The organism is Kutzneria viridogrisea DSM 43870, assembly GCF_000525635.1.
GTDB classification, from domain to species: Bacteria; Actinomycetota; Actinomycetes; order Mycobacteriales; family Pseudonocardiaceae; genus Kutzneria; species Kutzneria viridogrisea.
On sequence record NZ_CP007155.1, the window covers coordinates 7254948 to 7270990 of the forward strand.

The following is a 16043-nucleotide window of genomic DNA, read 5'->3' on the forward strand; positions in this document are numbered from 1 at the left end:
GTCAGTGCTCCGCGCTCTGGTCGAGGATCGTGGGCAGTGCGGCGACGAAGCCGTGCGCCTGGGCCTCGGTGAGCACCAGCGGCGGGGCCAGCCGGACCGAGTCGGGCTGCACGTTGTTGACCAGGTAGCCCGCGGCGCACGCGGCGGCGGCGACCTGGCCGGAGACCGGCCTGTCCAGGGCGATGGCCAGCAGCAGGCCGGCCCCGCGCACCCCGGTGACCAGCGGGTGGTGCAGGGCCTCGACCTTGCTGGCCAGGTCCTTGCCCAGTGCGGCGGCGTGCTCGCACAGGCCCTCGGCGGCGATGGTGCGCAGGACCGCGAGGCCCGCGGCGCAGCAGACCGGGTTGCCGCCGAAGGTGGTGCCGTGGTGCCCGGGCTTCATCAGGTCCGCGGCGGCGCCGACGCCGATGCAGGCGCCCAGCGGCAGGCCGCCGCCCAGCCCCTTGGCCAGGGTGATCACGTCGGGCAGCACGCCCGCCTGCTGGAAGGCGAACCAGCTGCCGACCCGGCCGATGCCGGTCTGCACCTCGTCCAGCACGAGCAGGGCGCCCGCCTCGGCGGTGATCTGCCGCGCGGCGAGCAGGTAGCCCTCCGGTGCGGGCACGACCCCGCCCTCGCCGAGGATCGGCTCGATGAACACGGCGGCGGTGTCACCGTCCACAGCGGACCGCAGCGCCTCGACGTCACCGAACGGAACGTGCCGCACGCCAGGGGTCATCGGTTCGAACGGGGTGCGCTTGGCGGGCTGCCCGGTCAGTGCGAGCGCGCCCATGGTGCGGCCGTGGAACGCGCCCTCGCAGGCGACGATCTTGCCGCGGCCGGTGAGCCTGGCCAGCTTGAAGGCGGCCTCGTTGGCCTCGGCCCCGGAGTTGGTGAACAGCACCTTGCCGGGGGCGCCGACCAGGTCCACCAGTGCCTCGGCCAGTTCCAGCGAGGGCTGGTTGGTGAACAGGTTCGAGGTGTGGCCCAGCTTGCCGATCTGCTCGGTGACCGCGGCGACCACCGCGGGGTGGGCGTGGCCGAGCGCGTTGACCGCGATGCCGGTGAACAGGTCCAGGTAGGAGTTGCCGTCGGCGTCCCAGACCTGGGCACCCTCGCCGCGCACGAGCGCGATCCGCGGGGTGCCGTAGTTGTCCATCAGCGAGGACTGCCAGCGGCGCTGACCATCCACATTGGACTCGATCACTGGACCTCCTCGTTGTCGGGGAACACCATGGTGCCCACGCCCTTGCTGGTGAAGACTTCGAGCAGTACGGAGTGCGCGAGCCTGCCGTCGATCACGTGCGCCGCGGGCACCCCGCCGCGCACGGCGCGCAGGCACGCCTCCATCTTGGGGATCATGCCGCTGGCCAGGCCAGGCAACAGCTCCTCCAGTTCGTCAGCGGCGATCCTGCGGACCAGGGAGGACTTGTCCGGCCACTTCGTGTAGAGACCCTCGACATCGGTCAGCACGACGAGCTTCTCCGCCCGCAGCGCCACCGCGAGCGCGCCGGCGGCCGTGTCGGCGTTGACGTTGTGCACCACCCCGTCCACGTCGGGGGCCACAGTGGACACCACGGGGATGCGCCCGGCGTGCACCAGGTCGAGGACCGAGTCCGGGTTGACCGTCACCACGTCACCGACGAGGCCGATGTCCACCGGCTCGCCGTCCACGACGGCGCAACGGCGTTCGGCGGTGAACAGGCGCGCGTCCTCACCGGAGATGCCCACCGCGTACGGCCCGTGCTCGTTGATCAGGCCGACCAGTTCCCGGCCGACCTGCCCGACCAGAACCATGCGCACGACGTCCATGGTCTCCGGGGTGGTGACCCGCAGCCCGCCCAGGAACTCGCCCGGTATGCCCAGCCGGGTCAGCATCGCGCTGATCTGCGGGCCGCCGCCGTGCACGACCACCGGGTGCAGGCCCGCCAGCCGCAGGAACACCATGTCCTGCGCGAAGGCCCGCTTGAGGTTGTCGTCGATCATGGCGTTGCCGCCGTACTTGACCACGACCGTGGCCCCGTTGAAGCGCTGCAACCAGGGCAGCGCCTCGATCAGTACCGCGGCCTTGTCCGCGGCCTCCGCGGCTGTCAGCTCGCTCATGAGGAGTACGCGCTGTTCTCTTCGACGTAGTCGTGCGAGAGGTCGGTCGTCAGCACGGTCGCCGCGGCCTCGCCCAGGTGCAGGTCGATCACGACCTGAATGTCCCGACCGGACAGGTCGGCGCCGTCCCGGTCGGCGGCACGGGTGCCCGCCTGGCAGAGCAGCACCCCGTTCACGGCCACGTCGAGCCGGTCCGGATCGACCTGGGCCTGCGCGTTGCCCACGGCCATCACGATGCGGCCCCAGTTGGGGTCCGAGCCGAAGAACGCGGTCTTGACCAGGCTGTCGCGGGCCACCACCCGGGCGACCGTCACGGCGTCCTGCTCGCTGGCCGCGCCCTGGACCGTGACGCTGACCTCCTTGGTGACGCCCTCGGCATCGCCCTGCAACTGCTTGACCAGGTCGCCGCAGACCGCGGTGAGCACGCGCACGAACTCGGCCGGGTCCGGGCTGACACCCGAGGAGCCGGAGGCCAGCAGCAGCACCGTGTCGTTGGTGGAGGTGGAGCCGTCCACGTCCAGCCGGTCGTAGGTCAGCTTCGTGACGGCCCGCAGGTGCTCGGCCAGCGCCGCGGGCTCGATCTGGGCGTCGGTGGTGAGCACCGAGAGCATGGTGGCCATGTTCGGCGCGAGCATGCCCGCGCCCTTGGCGAAGCCGCCGACCGACCAGCCGTCGGGGTGGGTGAGCGCGGACTGCTTGGGCTTGCTGTCGGTGGTGAGCACGGCGGTGGCCGCGTCCAGACCTGCCTGGCCGGTGCCGTCCAGGGCCGCGGCCGCACTGTCCACTCCGGACAGCAGCTGGGCCATCGGCAGCCGCTCACCGATCAGCCCCGTGGAGCAGACGGCCACGTCCACCGCGCTGATCTCCAGCACCGCGGCGACCTTCTCGGCGGTGGCGTGCGTGTCCTGGAAGCCCTCCGGCCCGGTGCAAGCGTTTGCGCCGCCCGAGTTGAGCACGACCGCGCGCAGCCTGCCGTCGGCGACGGCCTGCTGGGACCACAGCACCGGCGCGGCCTTGACCTTGTTGGTGGTGAACACCGCGGCGGCCGAGTCGATCGGTCCCTCGTTGACGACCAGGGCCAGGTCCGGCGCGCCCGAGGCTTTGATGCCCGCGGCCAGCCCCGCGGCGCGGAACCCGCGGGCCGCGGTGATCCCGGCGGTGCGGATCGGCTTGGCGTCGGCGATGGGCGAGGTGGTCACGGGGCTACTCCCACAGTGGACAGGCCGGAGGTCTCCGGCAGACCGAGAGCCAGGTTCATGCACTGCACGGCGGCGCCCGCAGTGCCCTTGGTGAGGTTGTCGACGGCGGCGACCACGACCAGGCGGCCCGCGTCGGCGTCCACGGTCACCTGTAGGTGCACCGCGTTGGAGCCGAGCGTCGCCGCAGTGGTCGGCCAGGTGCCCTCGGGCAGCAGGTGCACGAAGGGCTCCTCGGCGCAGGCCTTCTCGTAGACCGAGCGGACCTCGTCCGCGCTGCCGATCAGCGGGGCCGTGCAGGTGGCGAGGATGCCTCGGGCCATCGGGGCCAGCACCGGGGTGAAGGACACGGCGACGGGGTTGCCCGCGATCTTGCCCAGGTTCTGCGCGATCTCCGGGGTGTGCCGGTGCACCCCGCCGACCCCGTAGGCGCTTGCCGAGCCGAGCACCTCGGAGGCCAGCAGGTTGGGCTTGAGCGCCTTGCCCGCGCCGGAGGTGCCGGTGACCGCGACCACCACGACCTCGGGCGCCACCAGTCCGGCGGCGAAGGCGGGCGCCAGCGCGAGTGAGGCGGCGGTCGGGAAGCAGCCCGGCACGGCGACCCGCTTGACGCCGACCAGGTCCTGCCGCGCGCCGGGCAGTTCGGGCATGCCGTACGGCCAGGACCCCGCGTGCTGCCCGCCGTACCAGCGCTGCCAGTCGGCCGCACTGGTGAGCCGGTGGTCCGCCCCGCAGTCGATGACCAGGACGTCCTGCCCCAGCGCAGCGGCGATCTCCGCCGACTTGCCGTGCGGCAGCGCCAGGAAGACCACCTCGTGCCCGGACAACTGCTCGGCGGTGGTGTCCTGGAGCACCCGGTCGGCCAGCGGCAGCAGGTGTGGCTGATGCTGGGCGAGAGGGCTGCCCGCATTGCCGCCCGCGGTGAGTGCGCCGATGCTGACCTCGGGGTGTGCGAGCAGCAGCCGCAGGAGTTCCCCTCCCGCGTACCCGCTCGCCCCGGCGACCGCGACCCGAACCGTCATGCGGATGATTATGCACTGAGATGCAAACTCACTCAAGCCGCGTTCGGGTGAGTACCCTCGGGGCAGTGCTGAAGATCGCCGTACTGGATGCCGAAGTGGACCTGGGCAAGGACTTCCACGTGGTGCCGGAGCTGGGCGGGCCGCTCGCGCTCGTGCTCGCGGCCCACCCGCCCGCCGATCCGCGCGTGGTCGACCTCGTGCTGGCCGGTACCGACCTCGACCAGCTCAAGCGAACCAGGCTCGAACCCTTCGCGCAGAACGTGGCAAACCGGCGGTTCGCCGTGAGCACGGGCTCGCCCGAACTGGCGGAGTGGGACCCGTCCTGGTCGATCACGGCAGAGCGCCTGCTGAACCGGTTGCGCAGTGCCCTGCCCGGGTGGCCGGGGCTGCGCTGGGACCACATCGGCTCCACCTCGGTGCCGGGGCTGGCCGCCAAACCGATCATCGACCTGCAACTGGGCGTGCCCTGCCTGGACCAGCTCGACGGCCTGGACGAGGCCCTGCTCGCCGTGGGCTTCACCGACGTCGCCCTGCTGGCGCCCGACTCACCCGGGGTGCTGCGCGACGCCCAGCGCGGTGCCACGGGGCCGGACGCCCGCTGGGACAAGCGGCTGTTCGCCTCCGCCGATCCAGGGCAGCGCGCGATCCTGCACGTGCGGCAGATCGACTCGCCGTGGTGGCGGTACACGACCCGGTTCCGCGACCTGCTCCGCGCGGACCCCGTGGTGCGGCACGACTACGAGCAGGCCAAGCGCCAGCTCACCGACGGCCGCTCGTACGACGCCTACACCGTGGCGAAGACCGCCTTCTTCGACACGATCCAGGCCCGGTTGGACGAGCCGGTCAGCTGAATAGTCGCGTGCTGACCCACGCCGACACCCCGGAGTGGCTGGCCACCCGCCTGCTGCGACTCGGCTGCGAGTTCGAGGTGCACGGGCCGCCGCAACTGGCCGAGCGCCTGCTGGACATGGCGGCCCGGGCAGGTCGCGCGGCGGGCGCTTGACCTGGCCCCTGGGGCCAGGCCGAACCTCGGTCAGGACAGCCCACGAGAACCGAGGAGCACTCGATGACGAAGACCGACACCGCGCTCACCAGCACCGCGCCCGAGGTGGTCACCCGCTACCTGGCCGCGGCCGACAGCCAGGACCCGGCGGCCTGCGCCGAGTGCTTCACCGAGGACGGCACGGTGCTGGACGAGGGGGTCACCTACCTGGGGCACGCCGAGATCGTGCGCTGGCGCGAGAAGACCCTGGGCAAGTGGACCTACACCACCGAGGTCACCGGCAGCGAGCCGGTCAGTGCCGAGCAGCACCGCGTCACCGTGCGCGTTGCGGGCGACTTCCCCGGCGGGCAGGCTGATCTGACCTACAGCTTCACCCTCCGGGACGGGCTGATCAGCGCGTTGGCGATCGTCGAGTAGCGAGGAGGCCACCGGGGCATGGCGGTCCAGTTGTCCAGCGGCGAGTTCTCCACGATGACCCGCCTGAGCAGGAAGGCGCTGCGCCTGTACCAGGAGCAGGGTCTGCTCGAACCCGCGCGTGTCGACCCCTCGACCGGTTACCGGTTCTACGACGTGTCCCAGGTGGAGACGGCGCAGCTGATCCGCCGCTTCCGGGAACTGGACATGCCGGTGGCCCAGATCAAGGCGGTGCTGGCCGCACCGAGCCCGGCGGCCCGCACCAGGCTGATCTCCCGCCACCTGCGGCACATGGAGGAACAACTGGACCGCACGCGGGAGACGATCGGCGAGCTGCGTGCACTGCTCGTCCGGGAGCCGACACCGCTGGAGGTCCGGTTCCGGTCCGCGCTGGCCACGCGTGCCGCCGCGATCAGCGACACGGTGCGCACCGGCGAGGTCGGCCAGTGGTGGAGCGGCGCGCTGCGGGAGATCCACGCCTCGCTCGGGGGCAGTCCCACCGGGCCACCGGGCGGGCTCTACGCCACCGAACTGTTCACCGAGGAGGTCGGCGGGGCCACGGTGTTCGTGCCGACCGACGCGCCGGTGGACACCTCGGGGCGCGTGCGGGTGATCGAGGTGCCCTCCGCTGACCTGGCGGTCACGACGCACGCGGGCTCGCACAGCGGCATCGACCGGACATACGGGGCGCTGGGCAGCTACGTGGCCGAGCGCGAACTCGGGGCGGAGGGGCCGGTGCGGGAGAACTACCTGTTCAGGGAGGGAGGTGAGATGGACACCGAGGTCTGCTGGCCGGTGCACCACGAGACGGAGAGCTGAAGGACTGGGGAACAGCCCGGGGTTCGTGCTGGAATTCCTGTGTGAAGGCACAGGAGAGTGAGCAGATCATCGGCGCGCTGTCCCGGCTGCTACCAGCCGAACGCGCCGACGAGGCACACAGCTACTGGCGGCACGGGGAACCAGACCTCGCCGTTGAGACGCTGATCGACCTCCTGTCCGACCGGCACGTGCCGCTGACCAGGGCAGACCGGGCCCGGTTGCTCAAGCTGGCGATCAGCTACGGCTGCGAGGACCGGGCCTGGGAAGCGCTGCCCTGGTGCCCGGACGCCGACGACCCGGACTGGCCGTGGCGGGCGATCGAGCACACCGAGTTCGGTCGCACGGTGGAGGCCGAGCTGGTGACCGAGATCGGGCCCGGCCACCCACTGCACGGAAAGCAGCTCACGGCCTGGCTGGCCTGCGAGCGGTGCGATGACGTGCTGCTGATGGTGGATGAGGACTCGCCGGATCCGCTGTGCGCGGTCGTGCACCCGACCTGGAGCCGTCGGCGCGAGTCCCTGCCCTGGCCGGAGACGGTGCTGCTCGCGGACGAGGACGATGCGATCGCCGCGCTGGGACGCTGCCATGCCCAGTGAGGTGCGGCTGTCCGACGGTGCCGTGCTCTGGACCGACTCGAGCTGGCTGTCTGGCGCACCGGGCGCGGTGTTCCTGCACGGCGGGCCCGGCATGTGGGACTACCTGGAACCGCTCGCCACCCCACTGGCGGACCTGGTCAGCACCCACCGCTACGACCAGCGCGGCTGTGGCCGGTCCTCGGCGAGCACCGACTACCGGATGAGCCGGTTCGTGGCCGACCTGGACGAGCTGCGCGCGCACCTGGGCCACGAGCGCTGGGTGGTGGTCGGCCACTCGTTCGGGGCGGCGCTGGGCCTGGCCTACACCAACGAGCACCCCGACCGGGTGCTGGGCCTGGTCTACCTCAACGGGCTGGGGCTGGACTGGACCGTGCACAAGGCCGCCTACCGGGAACGGGTCCGGCAGCGGCTGAGCACGCAGCAGGTCGCGCGGCGAGAGGAGCTGGCGGCACGGGAGCGGACCTGGGACGAGGAGGTGGAGTGGCGGGCCCTGTGCTGGGCGCCGGACTTCGTGGACCCGGCGATGGCCGCCGTGGACGCGGGCACCGAACTGCCGCTGAACCGGCTGTGCAACGCGGTGATGAACGAGGAGGACCCGCCCGTGCGGTACGAACAAGTGCGGGCACCGGTGTTGCTCGTGCACGGGGCAGCGGACCCGCGACCGGTCGACGGGGTCAAGGCCCTGGCGAACGCCATGCCCACGGCTGAGCTCGTCGTGCTCGACGGCGCCGCGCACCAGCCTTGGCGTGAACAGCCCGAGGCGGTCACCGCGCTGCTGCGCGAGTTCGTGGCCCGCGTGGCGCGGTGAGGAGGGGCGATGTTCCTGCGGTTCCAGAGCCCGACCCCGAATCGGCGCGGGGTGTACCCCGGCATCTTCGCACTGGTCAACGGCCTGGGCTTCGCGGGCGAGCTGACCGAGGCGGAGGAGGAGTTCCGGCGCGTCAACAACGCCTGGTACGACGCCGCCTACACCAATCCGTCCACAGTGGACCCAGCCGTCTACCGCACCCCGCTGGCGGCGTCCTGGTTCCGGATGACCTCCACCGGGCTGGTCGACCGGATCGCCGGCTACCTGGAGATCCTCGCCGCACACGCGGTTGCGTACGTGCGGCTGGAGTCCGCAGACCCCGGCTGGGTGCTCTACGAGGACGCCGACCAGGTCGTGGTCGTGCCCTACGCGGCGCAGCGATGAACAGGGCGCTGACCGCCCGCGAGCGGGACACGCTGAATGCCCTGCTGGCTCGGGACTTCCCGGGTGCCGCCGAGCTGCGCGCCCAGGCGGCCTCGGCACGGGTGGTGGGCACCTGCACCTGTGGCTGCCCCACGGTGGACCTCGCGGTGGACGAGTCGGCACCGCGATCGGTCGCGACCAGGGCGGAGGCCGAGGTCGCCGGGCAGGCGGCCGGGGTGATCCTGTTCGTGCACGAGGGGCTGCTGTCCCTGCTGGAGTACTGGGAGGTCGCCGAGCAGCGGGCCACGCAGTTCCCGGACCCCGCCCTGCTCAGGTTCTAGATCCGCACCGGCAGAGCGGCCAGGGAGTGGGAGCGGAACGAGGGCCGCCAGCGCAGTTCCGCCACCGGGACGGCCAACGCGAGGTCGGGCAGTCGGCGCAGCAGGGTGCCGATCCCGATCTGGCCCTCCATCCGGGCCAGGGCCGCGCCGAGACAGAAGTGCGGGCCGTGCCCGAACGCCAGGTGCGCCTTGTCCGCGCGTGCCGGGTCCAGTTCCTCCGGGCGCTCGAACCGGTTCGGGTCGCGGTTGGCCGAGGCCAGGTCGAGCAGCACGGTGTCGCCCGCGGGAATGGTCACCTCGCCGATCCGCAGGTCCTCCAACGGGAAGCGCCGGATCGCGAACTGGTTGGCGTGTTCCAGTCGCAGCAACTCCTCCACCACGGCGGGCAGCTCGACCTGTCCGGCCCGCAGCTCGGCGAGCAGGGCGGGACGCCGCAGCAGCTCCAGTACGCCGGTGCTGATCAGGTGTGCGGAGTTCTCGGCCCCGGCGAACAGCAGCAGGAACGCCAGCGAGACCAGTTCGTCCTCGCTGAGCCGGTCGTCCTCGTCGCGGGCGGTGATCAGCGCGGAGAGCAGATCCGTACCGGGCTCGGCGCGGCGAGCGGCCACGAGGTCCACCAGGAACCGGTGGATGTTGACCACCGACTCGGCGACCTGCGCGGGGTAGGCGGGGCTGAGCATGGCGGTGGTCCACGCGGAGAAGGGCCTACGGTCGGCCTCCGGCACACCGAGCAGGTCACCGACCACGGTGAGCGGCAGCGGGTCGGCGTAGGCGACAGCCAGGTCCACCTCGGGCCCGTCGAGCCGGTCCACCAGCTCGTCGGCGATCTGCTGGACCCGTGCGCGCATGTCCTCCACCCGGCGGGCAGTGAACACCTTGGCCACCAGCCTGCGCAGCCGCGAGTGGTCCTCGGCGTCGATGTTGAGCAGGTTCGCGTCCAGGGCGGGCGGCAGCGAGAACCCGGCGTAACCCTGGTTGCCGTGCCGCTTGTTCACCGACAGCCGGGGGTCGGCCAGCAGCCGCCGCACGTCGGCCTCCCCGGTGACGATCCAGGCGGGCTTGCCGTCGGGCGTGGTGACCAGGTGTGCCGGGCCCGCCTCGCGCAGCCGGGCGTGCACCGGGTGCGGATCGGTGAAGTACTGGCTGTCGAACAACATCGTGGTGGTCACGCTTGAGACTTTGCCAGAAACCCGTCGCGGCCAGCTGTCCGAAATGGCATCGTCTGCCCGGTGACATCCCGCTTGCGCACCATCACGGTTGACTGCGCCGACCCGTATCTGCTGGCCACGTTCTGGAGCCAGGTCACCGGCTACGTGGAGGATCCCGAGGACGGCAACGCGCCCGGGGACCTCGAGGGCTTCCTGCAGGGGCCGCCCGGCTCGCCCAACCTGCTGTTCGTCACCGTGCCGGAGGGCAAGTCGGCGAAGAACCGCGTGCACCTGGACGTGGTGCCCACCGGGCACAGCCGCGACGAGGAGGTGACCCGGCTGCTCGGCATCGGCGCCACCCTCGTGGACGACCAGCGCAGGCCGGACGGCACCGGCTGGGTCGTGCTGGCCGACCCCGAGGGCAACGAGTTCTGCGTGGAGCGCAGCGACGCCGAGCGGACCGCCTCCTAGCGGTAGTCCGCCACGTGGTCGGCCGCCCACTGCCGGAAGGTCAGCGCCGGGCGGCCGGTCACCTCGGTGATCGTGGGCAGCACGTGCGAGAACGCCGGGTCGTCCACGTGGTAGATGCTCATCAGCGAGTCGACGATCTCCGCGGGCACGAACTGGCCCATGGCCTCGCGGGCCTGCTGCTCGGTCTGCTCCTCGAAGCGCACGTCCTCGCCGATCGCGGTGCCCAGCAGGTGCACCATGTCCAGGTAGGACAGCGCCTCCGGCCCGGTCAGCTCGTGCGCCGCACCGCGGTGGCCGTCACCGACCAGGGCCGCCACGGCCACCGCCGCGATGTCCTTCTCGTGCGTGGGTGAGCTGACGAAGCCCGGGTACGGCGCCCGCACGACCCGCTCGGCGCGCACGCTCGGCGCCCACTGCAACGCGTTGGCCATGAACCCGCCGGGCCGCACGAAGGTCCAGTCCAACCCGCTGTCGATGATGGCCTGCTCGGCCTCGCGGTGGTGCCGGGCGATGGCGTTGTCCGGCCCCAGCACGGAGGACGAGGACAGGAACACCACGTGCCGTACCCCGGCCCGCTTGATCACGTCCAACTGCTCGGGCACCGGCGCGAGCCCGAACAGGCCGAGGAAGATCCGGTCCACCCCGTCCAGCGCGCCGGGCGCCGCGAGGTCGGCGACGACCTGCACCGACTCGGGCAGGTTCGCCTTCTCCGGGGTCCGGCTCAGCCCGCGCACCTGCTCGCCCCGTGCCACCAACTGCTCGACAACCTGGCGACCGACGTTGCCGGTCGCTCCCGTAACAAAGATCATGAGCCATCCCCTCGATGTGGTTCATCGAAAGAATAGCTCACAACCTAAAAGGTGGGGCAATCCCAATAATCAGCCGCGCAGGCTGGCCCCCAGTCGCTCGGCCGCCAGGGCCACCGCCGCGTCGCGGGCCGCGGTCGCCTCCTCCACGGTCAGCGTGCGGTCGGCGGCCCGCAGCCGCAGGGCGTAGGCCAGCGACCGCTTGCCCTCGCCGAGCTGCTCACCGGTGTAGACGTCGAACAGCCGCACGTCCTCCAGCAGCGCGCCGCCGCCCTGGCGCAGCGCCAGCTCGACCTCGCCGACCGGCACCCCGGCGTCCAGCACCAGCGCCACGTCCAGCAGCACCGGCGGGTACGGGGAGATCGCCGGCGCCGGGCGGCGCTCGGCCACCGGCAGCAGGTCCAGGTCCAGCTCCATCGCGCAGGTCCGCTTGGGTAGCCCCAGGTTCTCCACCACCTGCGGGTGCAGCTCACCGGCGTGGCCCACGGGGAAACCGCCGACCCTCAGCTCGGCACACCGGCCCGGGTGCCACGGCGCCAGGTCCGAGGCCACCGCCTCCAACTCGACCCCGTAGGCGTGGGCGACCACGCGGGCGGCCTGCACCGCGTCGGCCCAGCTCGCCTCGCGTCCCGCGCCCCACCAACCGGGCTGCTCGCGGTTGCCCGCCAGCGCCACGGCCACGTGCACCGGCTGCGCGGGCAGCGCGGCGTCGAGCAGCGCCAGGTCCTCGTCGCTGGGACGGCTCCCGGCGTCCACCTCGGGCATGGGCACCGGCTGCGCCTTGGGCAGCACCACCTGGCCGATGTGGAACAGCGCGAGGTCGCGGTGACCACGCGAGATGTTGCGGCGCACCGTGTCCAGCATGCCGGGCAGCAGGGTGGTGGCCAGCTGGGAGTGGTCGGCCTCCAGCGGGTTGAGCACCGAGGTGGTGCGGCGCCGGGTGTCCTCGGCGTCCAGCCCGAAGGCGTCCCAGGTGCCGTCGGCCACGAACGGGAAGGGCAGCACCTCGGCGTAGCCGTGCTCGGCTAGCGCGCGCGAGGCGGACCGGCGACGGCGCTGCGCCTCGGTCAGGCCGCGTCCGGGCGGCGCGGGCGGCAGGGTGGAGGGAATCGTGTGGTAGCCCTCCAGCCGCAGCACCTCCTCCACCAGGTCGGCGGGCTGCACCAGGTCCGGCCGCCACGGGGGCGGGGTCGCGGTGACCATGGTGACGCCCTCGTCGCTGGTGGTGACCTCCACGCCGCAGCCGATCTGGCCGAGCCTGCGGGCGGTCACGCCGCGCGCGTAGCGCACACCGGCGATCCGGTCGGGCAGGTCGATGCGCATGGTCACCGGGCTGGGCAGCACCGGGTTGCCCACATCGGTGCGGCCCGGGTGGATGTGCCCGTCACCGTGGGTGTCCAGCAGCTTGGCGGCCCGCTCCAGCGCCGCGGCGCACACGGCGGGGTCGACCTGGCGCTCGAAGCGGCGGCTGGCCTCGCTGGGCAGCTTGTGCCTGCGCGCGGTCAGCGCGATCGCGCCGGGCTCCCAGTTGGCGGCCTCCAGCAGGATGTCCGAGCTCTGCTCGCCGACCTCCGTGGTCTCCCCGCCCATGACCCCGGCCAGGGAGACCGGGCCGGTCTCGTCACAGATGATCATGTCCTCGGGGAACAGCTCGCGGACCGCGCCGTCCAGCGTGGTCAGCTTCTCCCCCGGCTCGGCCCTGCGCACGACCAGCCCGCCCTTGAGCTTCGAGGCGTCGAAGGCGTGCAGCGGCTGGCCGGTCTCCAGCATCACGTAGTTGGTGACGTCCACCGGCAGCGAGATCGAGCGGATCCCGGCCAGCATCAGCCTGCGGCGCATCCACCACGGGGTGGGCGCGGTCGAGTCCACCCCGGTCACGCGGCGGGCCACGAACCGGCGGCAGCCCTCCTCGTCACGGACCTCCACCGGCCAGGACGGGCCCTCGGCCGCGGGCACCTCGGCCATGCCGACGGGGTCGTGGATGGGCAGGTCGTAGGCGCAGGCCAGGTCACGGCCGAGGCCGCGCACCGACAGCGCGTAACCGCGGTCGGGGGTGATCGACAGCTCCAGCACGGCGTCGTCCAGGCCCAGCAGGCCCTTCGCGTCGTCGCCGGGGCTTGCGGTGCCGCTGGGCAGCACCAGGATGCCCGCGTGGTCATCGCCAAGGCCGAGTTCCTTGACCGAGCAGATCATGCCCTCGCTGACCTTGCCGTAGGTCTTGCGGGCGGCGATCTCGAACCCGCCGGGCAGCACCGTGCCGGGCAGCGCGACCACGACCAGGTCGCCCTCGGCGAAGTTGCGGGCCCCACAGATGATGTTCTGGATCCGGTCCTCGTCCACCTCGACCCGGCAGTACCGGATGGGCTTCTTGAACTCGGTGAGCTCCTCGATCTCCACCACGAGACCGACCACGAGCGAGCCGGTCACCGGGCCGGGCCGGTGCACGCCCTCCACCTCGTGGCCGATGCGCACCAGCGCCTCGGCCAGGTCCTCGGGCGTGGTGTCCTCGGGCAGCGGCAGGTGCTCGCTGAGCCAGCTGACGGGAATGCGCACGGGACTCAGGACTCCGTTCCGAAGGGCAGGGTGAAGCGGACATCGCCCTCGACCATGTCGCGCATGTCGGGGATGCCGTTGCGGAACTGCAGGGTGCGCTCCAGGCCCATGCCGAAGGCGAAGCCGGAGTGCACCTCGGGGTCGACCCCGCAGGCCCGCAGCACGTTGGGGTGCACCATGCCGCAGCCGCCCCACTCGACCCAGCCCGCGCCGCCCTTCTTGGCCGGGAACCAGACGTCGACCTCGGCGGAGGGCTCGGTGAACGGGAAGAAGGACGGGCGCAGCCGGGTGCGCGAGTCGGCGCCGAACATGGCCCTGGCGAAGGCGTCCAGCGTGCCCTTGAGGTGGGCCATGGTGATGCCCTTGTCCACGACCAGGCCCTCGACCTGGTGGAACACCGGGGTGTGCGTGGCGTCCAGCTCGTCGGTGCGGTACGTGCGGCCGGGGCAGACCACGTAGACCGGCAGGTCGCGCTCCAGCAGGGCGCGGATCTGCACGGGCGAGGTGTGCGTGCGCAGCACCATGCCGGAGTCCTCAGGCGCCACGTAGAACGTGTCCTGCATGGTGCGGGCGGGGTGGTTCTTGCGGAAGTTCAGCGCGTCGAAGTTGAACCACTCGGCTTCCAGCTCGGGACCCTCGGCCACCTCGAAGCCCATGCCCACGAACACGTCGCCGATGCGCTCGGCCAGGGTGGTCAGCGGGTGGCGCGCGCCGGCGGGAACCCGGTCCCACGGCAGCGAGACGTCCACCGCCTCCGCGCGCAGCACGTGCTCCGCGCGCTCGGCCTCCAGCTGCGCCCGGCGCTGGTCGAAGGCCGCCTTGATCTCGTTCTGCGCCTCGTTGACCCGCTTGCCCGCCTCGGAGCGGGCCGCGGGCGGCAGCGCGCCGATCTCCCTGCGGGCCAGCAGCAGCGGGGACTTGTCCCCCAGGTGCGCGGGCTTCACCGCGGCAAGGGCGTCCAGGTCGGCGGCGACGGAGAACGCCTCGTGCGCCTGCTCGACAGCGGCCTTGAGCGTTTCCGGGGACAGCGCGGCGACCTGCTTCGGGTCGTATGGGTCATTGACTCCGGACATGACGCCTGACAGCTCCTGAGGGGTACGAGACGGCAACAGGCCGTGCTGACCGCCCGATCCTAGGCGATCGGGATGAATCGTTTTTCCCGGCGTGCCGCTATCACCGCGCTCGCTGGGCCCGCGCGCTGGCGTACAGGCAGATCGCGGCGGCCGTGGCCAGGTTCAGGCTCTCCGCCTGACCGTGGATCGGCACCCGCAGCGCCCCGTCCACCTGCGCCAGCAGCTCATCGGGCAGGCCGTGCGCCTCGCTGCCGAACACCCAGGCCGTGGGCCCGGCCAGCTCGCCGGAGTCGGCGGCCTGGTCCAGGTCGTGCTCGGCGTAGCCGTCGGCGGCCACCAGCCGCAGCCCGGCCGCCCGGCAGGCGGCGAACACGGCCCCGACCTCGCGGGACCGGCTGACCGCCGGGTGGAACAGGCTGCCGGTGGAGGCCCGCACGCACTTGCCGTTGTGCGGGTCCACGGTGTCCCCGGCGAAGACCACGGCGTCGGCGCCCGCGGCGTCGGCCACCCGCAGCACGGTGCCCGCGTTGCCGGGATCGGACACCCCGGCCAGCACGGCGACCAGCACGGGTGCCCCGGACAGGCCGGTGGCCAGGGGCTGGTCGACCAGGTCGCACAGGGCGAGCAGGCCCTGCGGGGAGACCGTCTCGGACAGCGATTCGGCGGCCCGGTCGGTGACCTCGCTCACCGGCACGCCCAACCGCTCGGCCGAGTCGATCAGTTCGGCGTTGCGCTGGGCGGCCAGCTCCGTGGTGAACAGCTCGTGCACCCGACCGCGGCCGGCCCGCGCCCACTCCAGCGCCTCGCGCACGGCCTGTGCGCCCTCGGCGAGGAAGCGGCCCTCGCGGTCCCGGCCCTGGCGCCGGGTCAGGCGCCGAGCAGCAACGATCCGGGGTGTCCGCTCGGTGAACGGAACGACCCCGGATCGGTGGGACTTGCTCAGTCCTGGCTCCCCTGGACGGGGGCGTGCTTGCGAGCCAACTCGACCAGCGCGGCGAACGCGGGCGCGTCGTTGACGGCGAGCTCGGCGAGGATCTTGCGGTCGACCTCGACACCGGCGGCCTTGAGGCCCTGGATGAACCGGTTGTAGGTCATGCCGTTCAGGCGCGCCGCGGCGTTGATGCGGGTGATCCACAGCTGGCGGAAGTCACCCTTGCGGGCACGGCGGTCCCGGTAGGCGTAGTTGAGCGAGTGGAGCACCTGCTCCTTGGCCTTGCGGTACAGCCGGGAGCGCTGGCCGCGGTAGCCGCTGGCGAGCTCCAGGGTCGTGCGGCGCTTCTTCTGGGCGTTGACCGCCCGCTTGACGCGTGCCACTGGTCCATCCTGTCGATCAAGGGGCGTCGGGGCG

General features: G+C 72.2%; 19 protein-coding genes. 9 read left to right on the forward strand and 10 right to left on the reverse strand.

Annotated elements, in window-relative coordinates:
* Nucleotide 1: 1 nt before the first annotated feature.
* Genes KALB_RS31710 through argC form a run of 4 tightly spaced genes read right to left on the reverse strand, consistent with a single transcriptional unit; the run spans nt 2 to nt 4300 of the window.
* Nucleotides 2-1186, reverse strand: coding sequence for an acetylornithine transaminase (locus tag KALB_RS31710; protein ID WP_025359701.1), 1185 nt, complete (start codon nt 1184-1186; stop codon nt 2-4).
* A complete protein-coding gene (argB, locus tag KALB_RS31715) occupies nt 1183-2082 on the reverse strand; it encodes an acetylglutamate kinase (protein WP_025359702.1) in 900 nt (299 codons plus the stop codon). Before argB ends, KALB_RS31710 begins: the two co-directional genes overlap by 4 nt.
* Nucleotides 2079-3281 carry a bifunctional glutamate N-acetyltransferase/amino-acid acetyltransferase ArgJ gene (argJ, locus tag KALB_RS31720; protein ID WP_042221012.1) on the reverse strand — a complete coding sequence of 401 codons (1203 nt, stop codon included), beginning with the start codon at nt 3279-3281 and terminating at the stop codon, nt 2079-2081. The genes argB and argJ overlap by 4 nt, the downstream gene beginning before the upstream one ends.
* Nucleotides 3278-4300, reverse strand: a complete 1023-nt coding sequence (argC, locus tag KALB_RS31725; protein ID WP_025359704.1) for an N-acetyl-gamma-glutamyl-phosphate reductase — start codon at nt 4298-4300, stop codon at nt 3278-3280. Before argC ends, argJ begins: the two co-directional genes overlap by 4 nt.
* A 65-nt stretch (nt 4301-4365) precedes the next feature.
* Here argC and KALB_RS31730 point away from each other — a divergent pair, with 65 nt between their 5' ends.
* The 8 genes from KALB_RS31730 to KALB_RS31760 all read left to right on the forward strand — a co-directional run bounded on the left by KALB_RS31730 (nt 4366) and on the right by KALB_RS31760 (nt 8644).
* A complete protein-coding gene (locus KALB_RS31730) occupies nt 4366-5151 on the forward strand; it encodes a GrpB family protein (RefSeq protein ID WP_051912891.1) in 786 nt (261 codons plus the stop codon).
* An 8-nt stretch (nt 5152-5159) separates the two neighbouring features.
* Nucleotides 5160-5303, forward strand: a complete 144-nt coding sequence (locus KALB_RS50390) for a WCX domain-containing protein (RefSeq protein ID WP_201771843.1) — start codon at nt 5160-5162, stop codon at nt 5301-5303.
* A 63-nt stretch (nt 5304-5366) separates the two neighbouring features.
* Nucleotides 5367-5720: a nuclear transport factor 2 family protein gene (locus KALB_RS31735; protein WP_025359706.1), complete on the forward strand. Its 354-nt coding sequence runs from the start codon at nt 5367-5369 to the stop codon at nt 5718-5720.
* Nucleotides 5721-5738: 18 nt separating this feature from the next.
* The gene (locus tag KALB_RS31740; protein WP_030107921.1) at nt 5739-6536 is read left to right on the forward strand and encodes a MerR family transcriptional regulator; all 798 of its coding nucleotides are present in this window, start codon (nt 5739-5741) and stop codon (nt 6534-6536) included.
* Between the two features lie 41 nt (nt 6537-6577).
* Nucleotides 6578-7132 carry a MafI family immunity protein gene (locus tag KALB_RS47090; RefSeq protein ID WP_025359708.1) on the forward strand — a complete coding sequence of 185 codons (555 nt, stop codon included), beginning with the start codon at nt 6578-6580 and terminating at the stop codon, nt 7130-7132.
* Nucleotides 7122-7940, forward strand: coding sequence for an alpha/beta fold hydrolase (locus tag KALB_RS45925; protein ID WP_030107919.1), 819 nt, complete (start codon nt 7122-7124; stop codon nt 7938-7940). The genes KALB_RS47090 and KALB_RS45925 overlap by 11 nt, the downstream gene beginning before the upstream one ends.
* A 9-nt stretch (nt 7941-7949) precedes the next feature.
* Nucleotides 7950-8324 carry a hypothetical protein gene (locus tag KALB_RS47095; protein WP_030107918.1) on the forward strand — a complete coding sequence of 125 codons (375 nt, stop codon included), beginning with the start codon at nt 7950-7952 and terminating at the stop codon, nt 8322-8324.
* Nucleotides 8321-8644: a hypothetical protein gene (locus KALB_RS31760; protein ID WP_025359709.1), complete on the forward strand. Its 324-nt coding sequence runs from the start codon at nt 8321-8323 to the stop codon at nt 8642-8644. The genes KALB_RS47095 and KALB_RS31760 overlap by 4 nt, the downstream gene beginning before the upstream one ends.
* Here the strand turns inward: KALB_RS31760 and KALB_RS31765 are convergent.
* Nucleotides 8641-9813 carry a cytochrome P450 family protein gene (locus tag KALB_RS31765; RefSeq protein WP_025359710.1) on the reverse strand — a complete coding sequence of 391 codons (1173 nt, stop codon included), beginning with the start codon at nt 9811-9813 and terminating at the stop codon, nt 8641-8643. The two genes, KALB_RS31760 and KALB_RS31765, sit on opposite strands and share 4 nt — an antisense overlap.
* Before the next feature lie 60 nt (nt 9814-9873).
* Between KALB_RS31765 and KALB_RS31770 the strand changes: the two genes are divergently transcribed.
* Nucleotides 9874-10263, forward strand: a complete 390-nt coding sequence (locus tag KALB_RS31770) for a VOC family protein (RefSeq protein WP_025359711.1) — start codon at nt 9874-9876, stop codon at nt 10261-10263.
* Here the strand turns inward: KALB_RS31770 and KALB_RS31775 are convergent.
* From KALB_RS31775 to rplT, 5 genes are all read right to left on the reverse strand, one after another.
* Nucleotides 10260-11072, reverse strand: a complete 813-nt coding sequence (locus KALB_RS31775) for an NAD(P)H-binding protein (RefSeq protein ID WP_025359712.1) — start codon at nt 11070-11072, stop codon at nt 10260-10262. The two genes, KALB_RS31770 and KALB_RS31775, sit on opposite strands and share 4 nt — an antisense overlap.
* 69 nt (nt 11073-11141) lie before the next feature.
* Nucleotides 11142-13622, reverse strand: a complete 2481-nt coding sequence (pheT, locus tag KALB_RS31780; protein ID WP_025359713.1) for a phenylalanine--tRNA ligase subunit beta — start codon at nt 13620-13622, stop codon at nt 11142-11144.
* A 5-nt stretch (nt 13623-13627) separates the two neighbouring features.
* A complete protein-coding gene (pheS, locus tag KALB_RS31785) occupies nt 13628-14695 on the reverse strand; it encodes a phenylalanine--tRNA ligase subunit alpha (RefSeq protein WP_025359714.1) in 1068 nt (355 codons plus the stop codon).
* Nucleotides 14696-14795: 100 nt separating this feature from the next.
* Nucleotides 14796-15638, reverse strand: coding sequence for a TrmH family RNA methyltransferase (locus KALB_RS31790; protein ID WP_081790000.1), 843 nt, complete (start codon nt 15636-15638; stop codon nt 14796-14798).
* Nucleotides 15635-16009 (reverse strand): 50S ribosomal protein L20, encoded by a 375-nt coding sequence (gene rplT / locus KALB_RS31795; RefSeq protein WP_025359716.1) that lies wholly within the window; start codon nt 16007-16009, stop codon nt 15635-15637. The genes KALB_RS31790 and rplT overlap by 4 nt, the downstream gene beginning before the upstream one ends.
* Between the last annotated feature and the right edge of the window lie 34 nt (nt 16010-16043).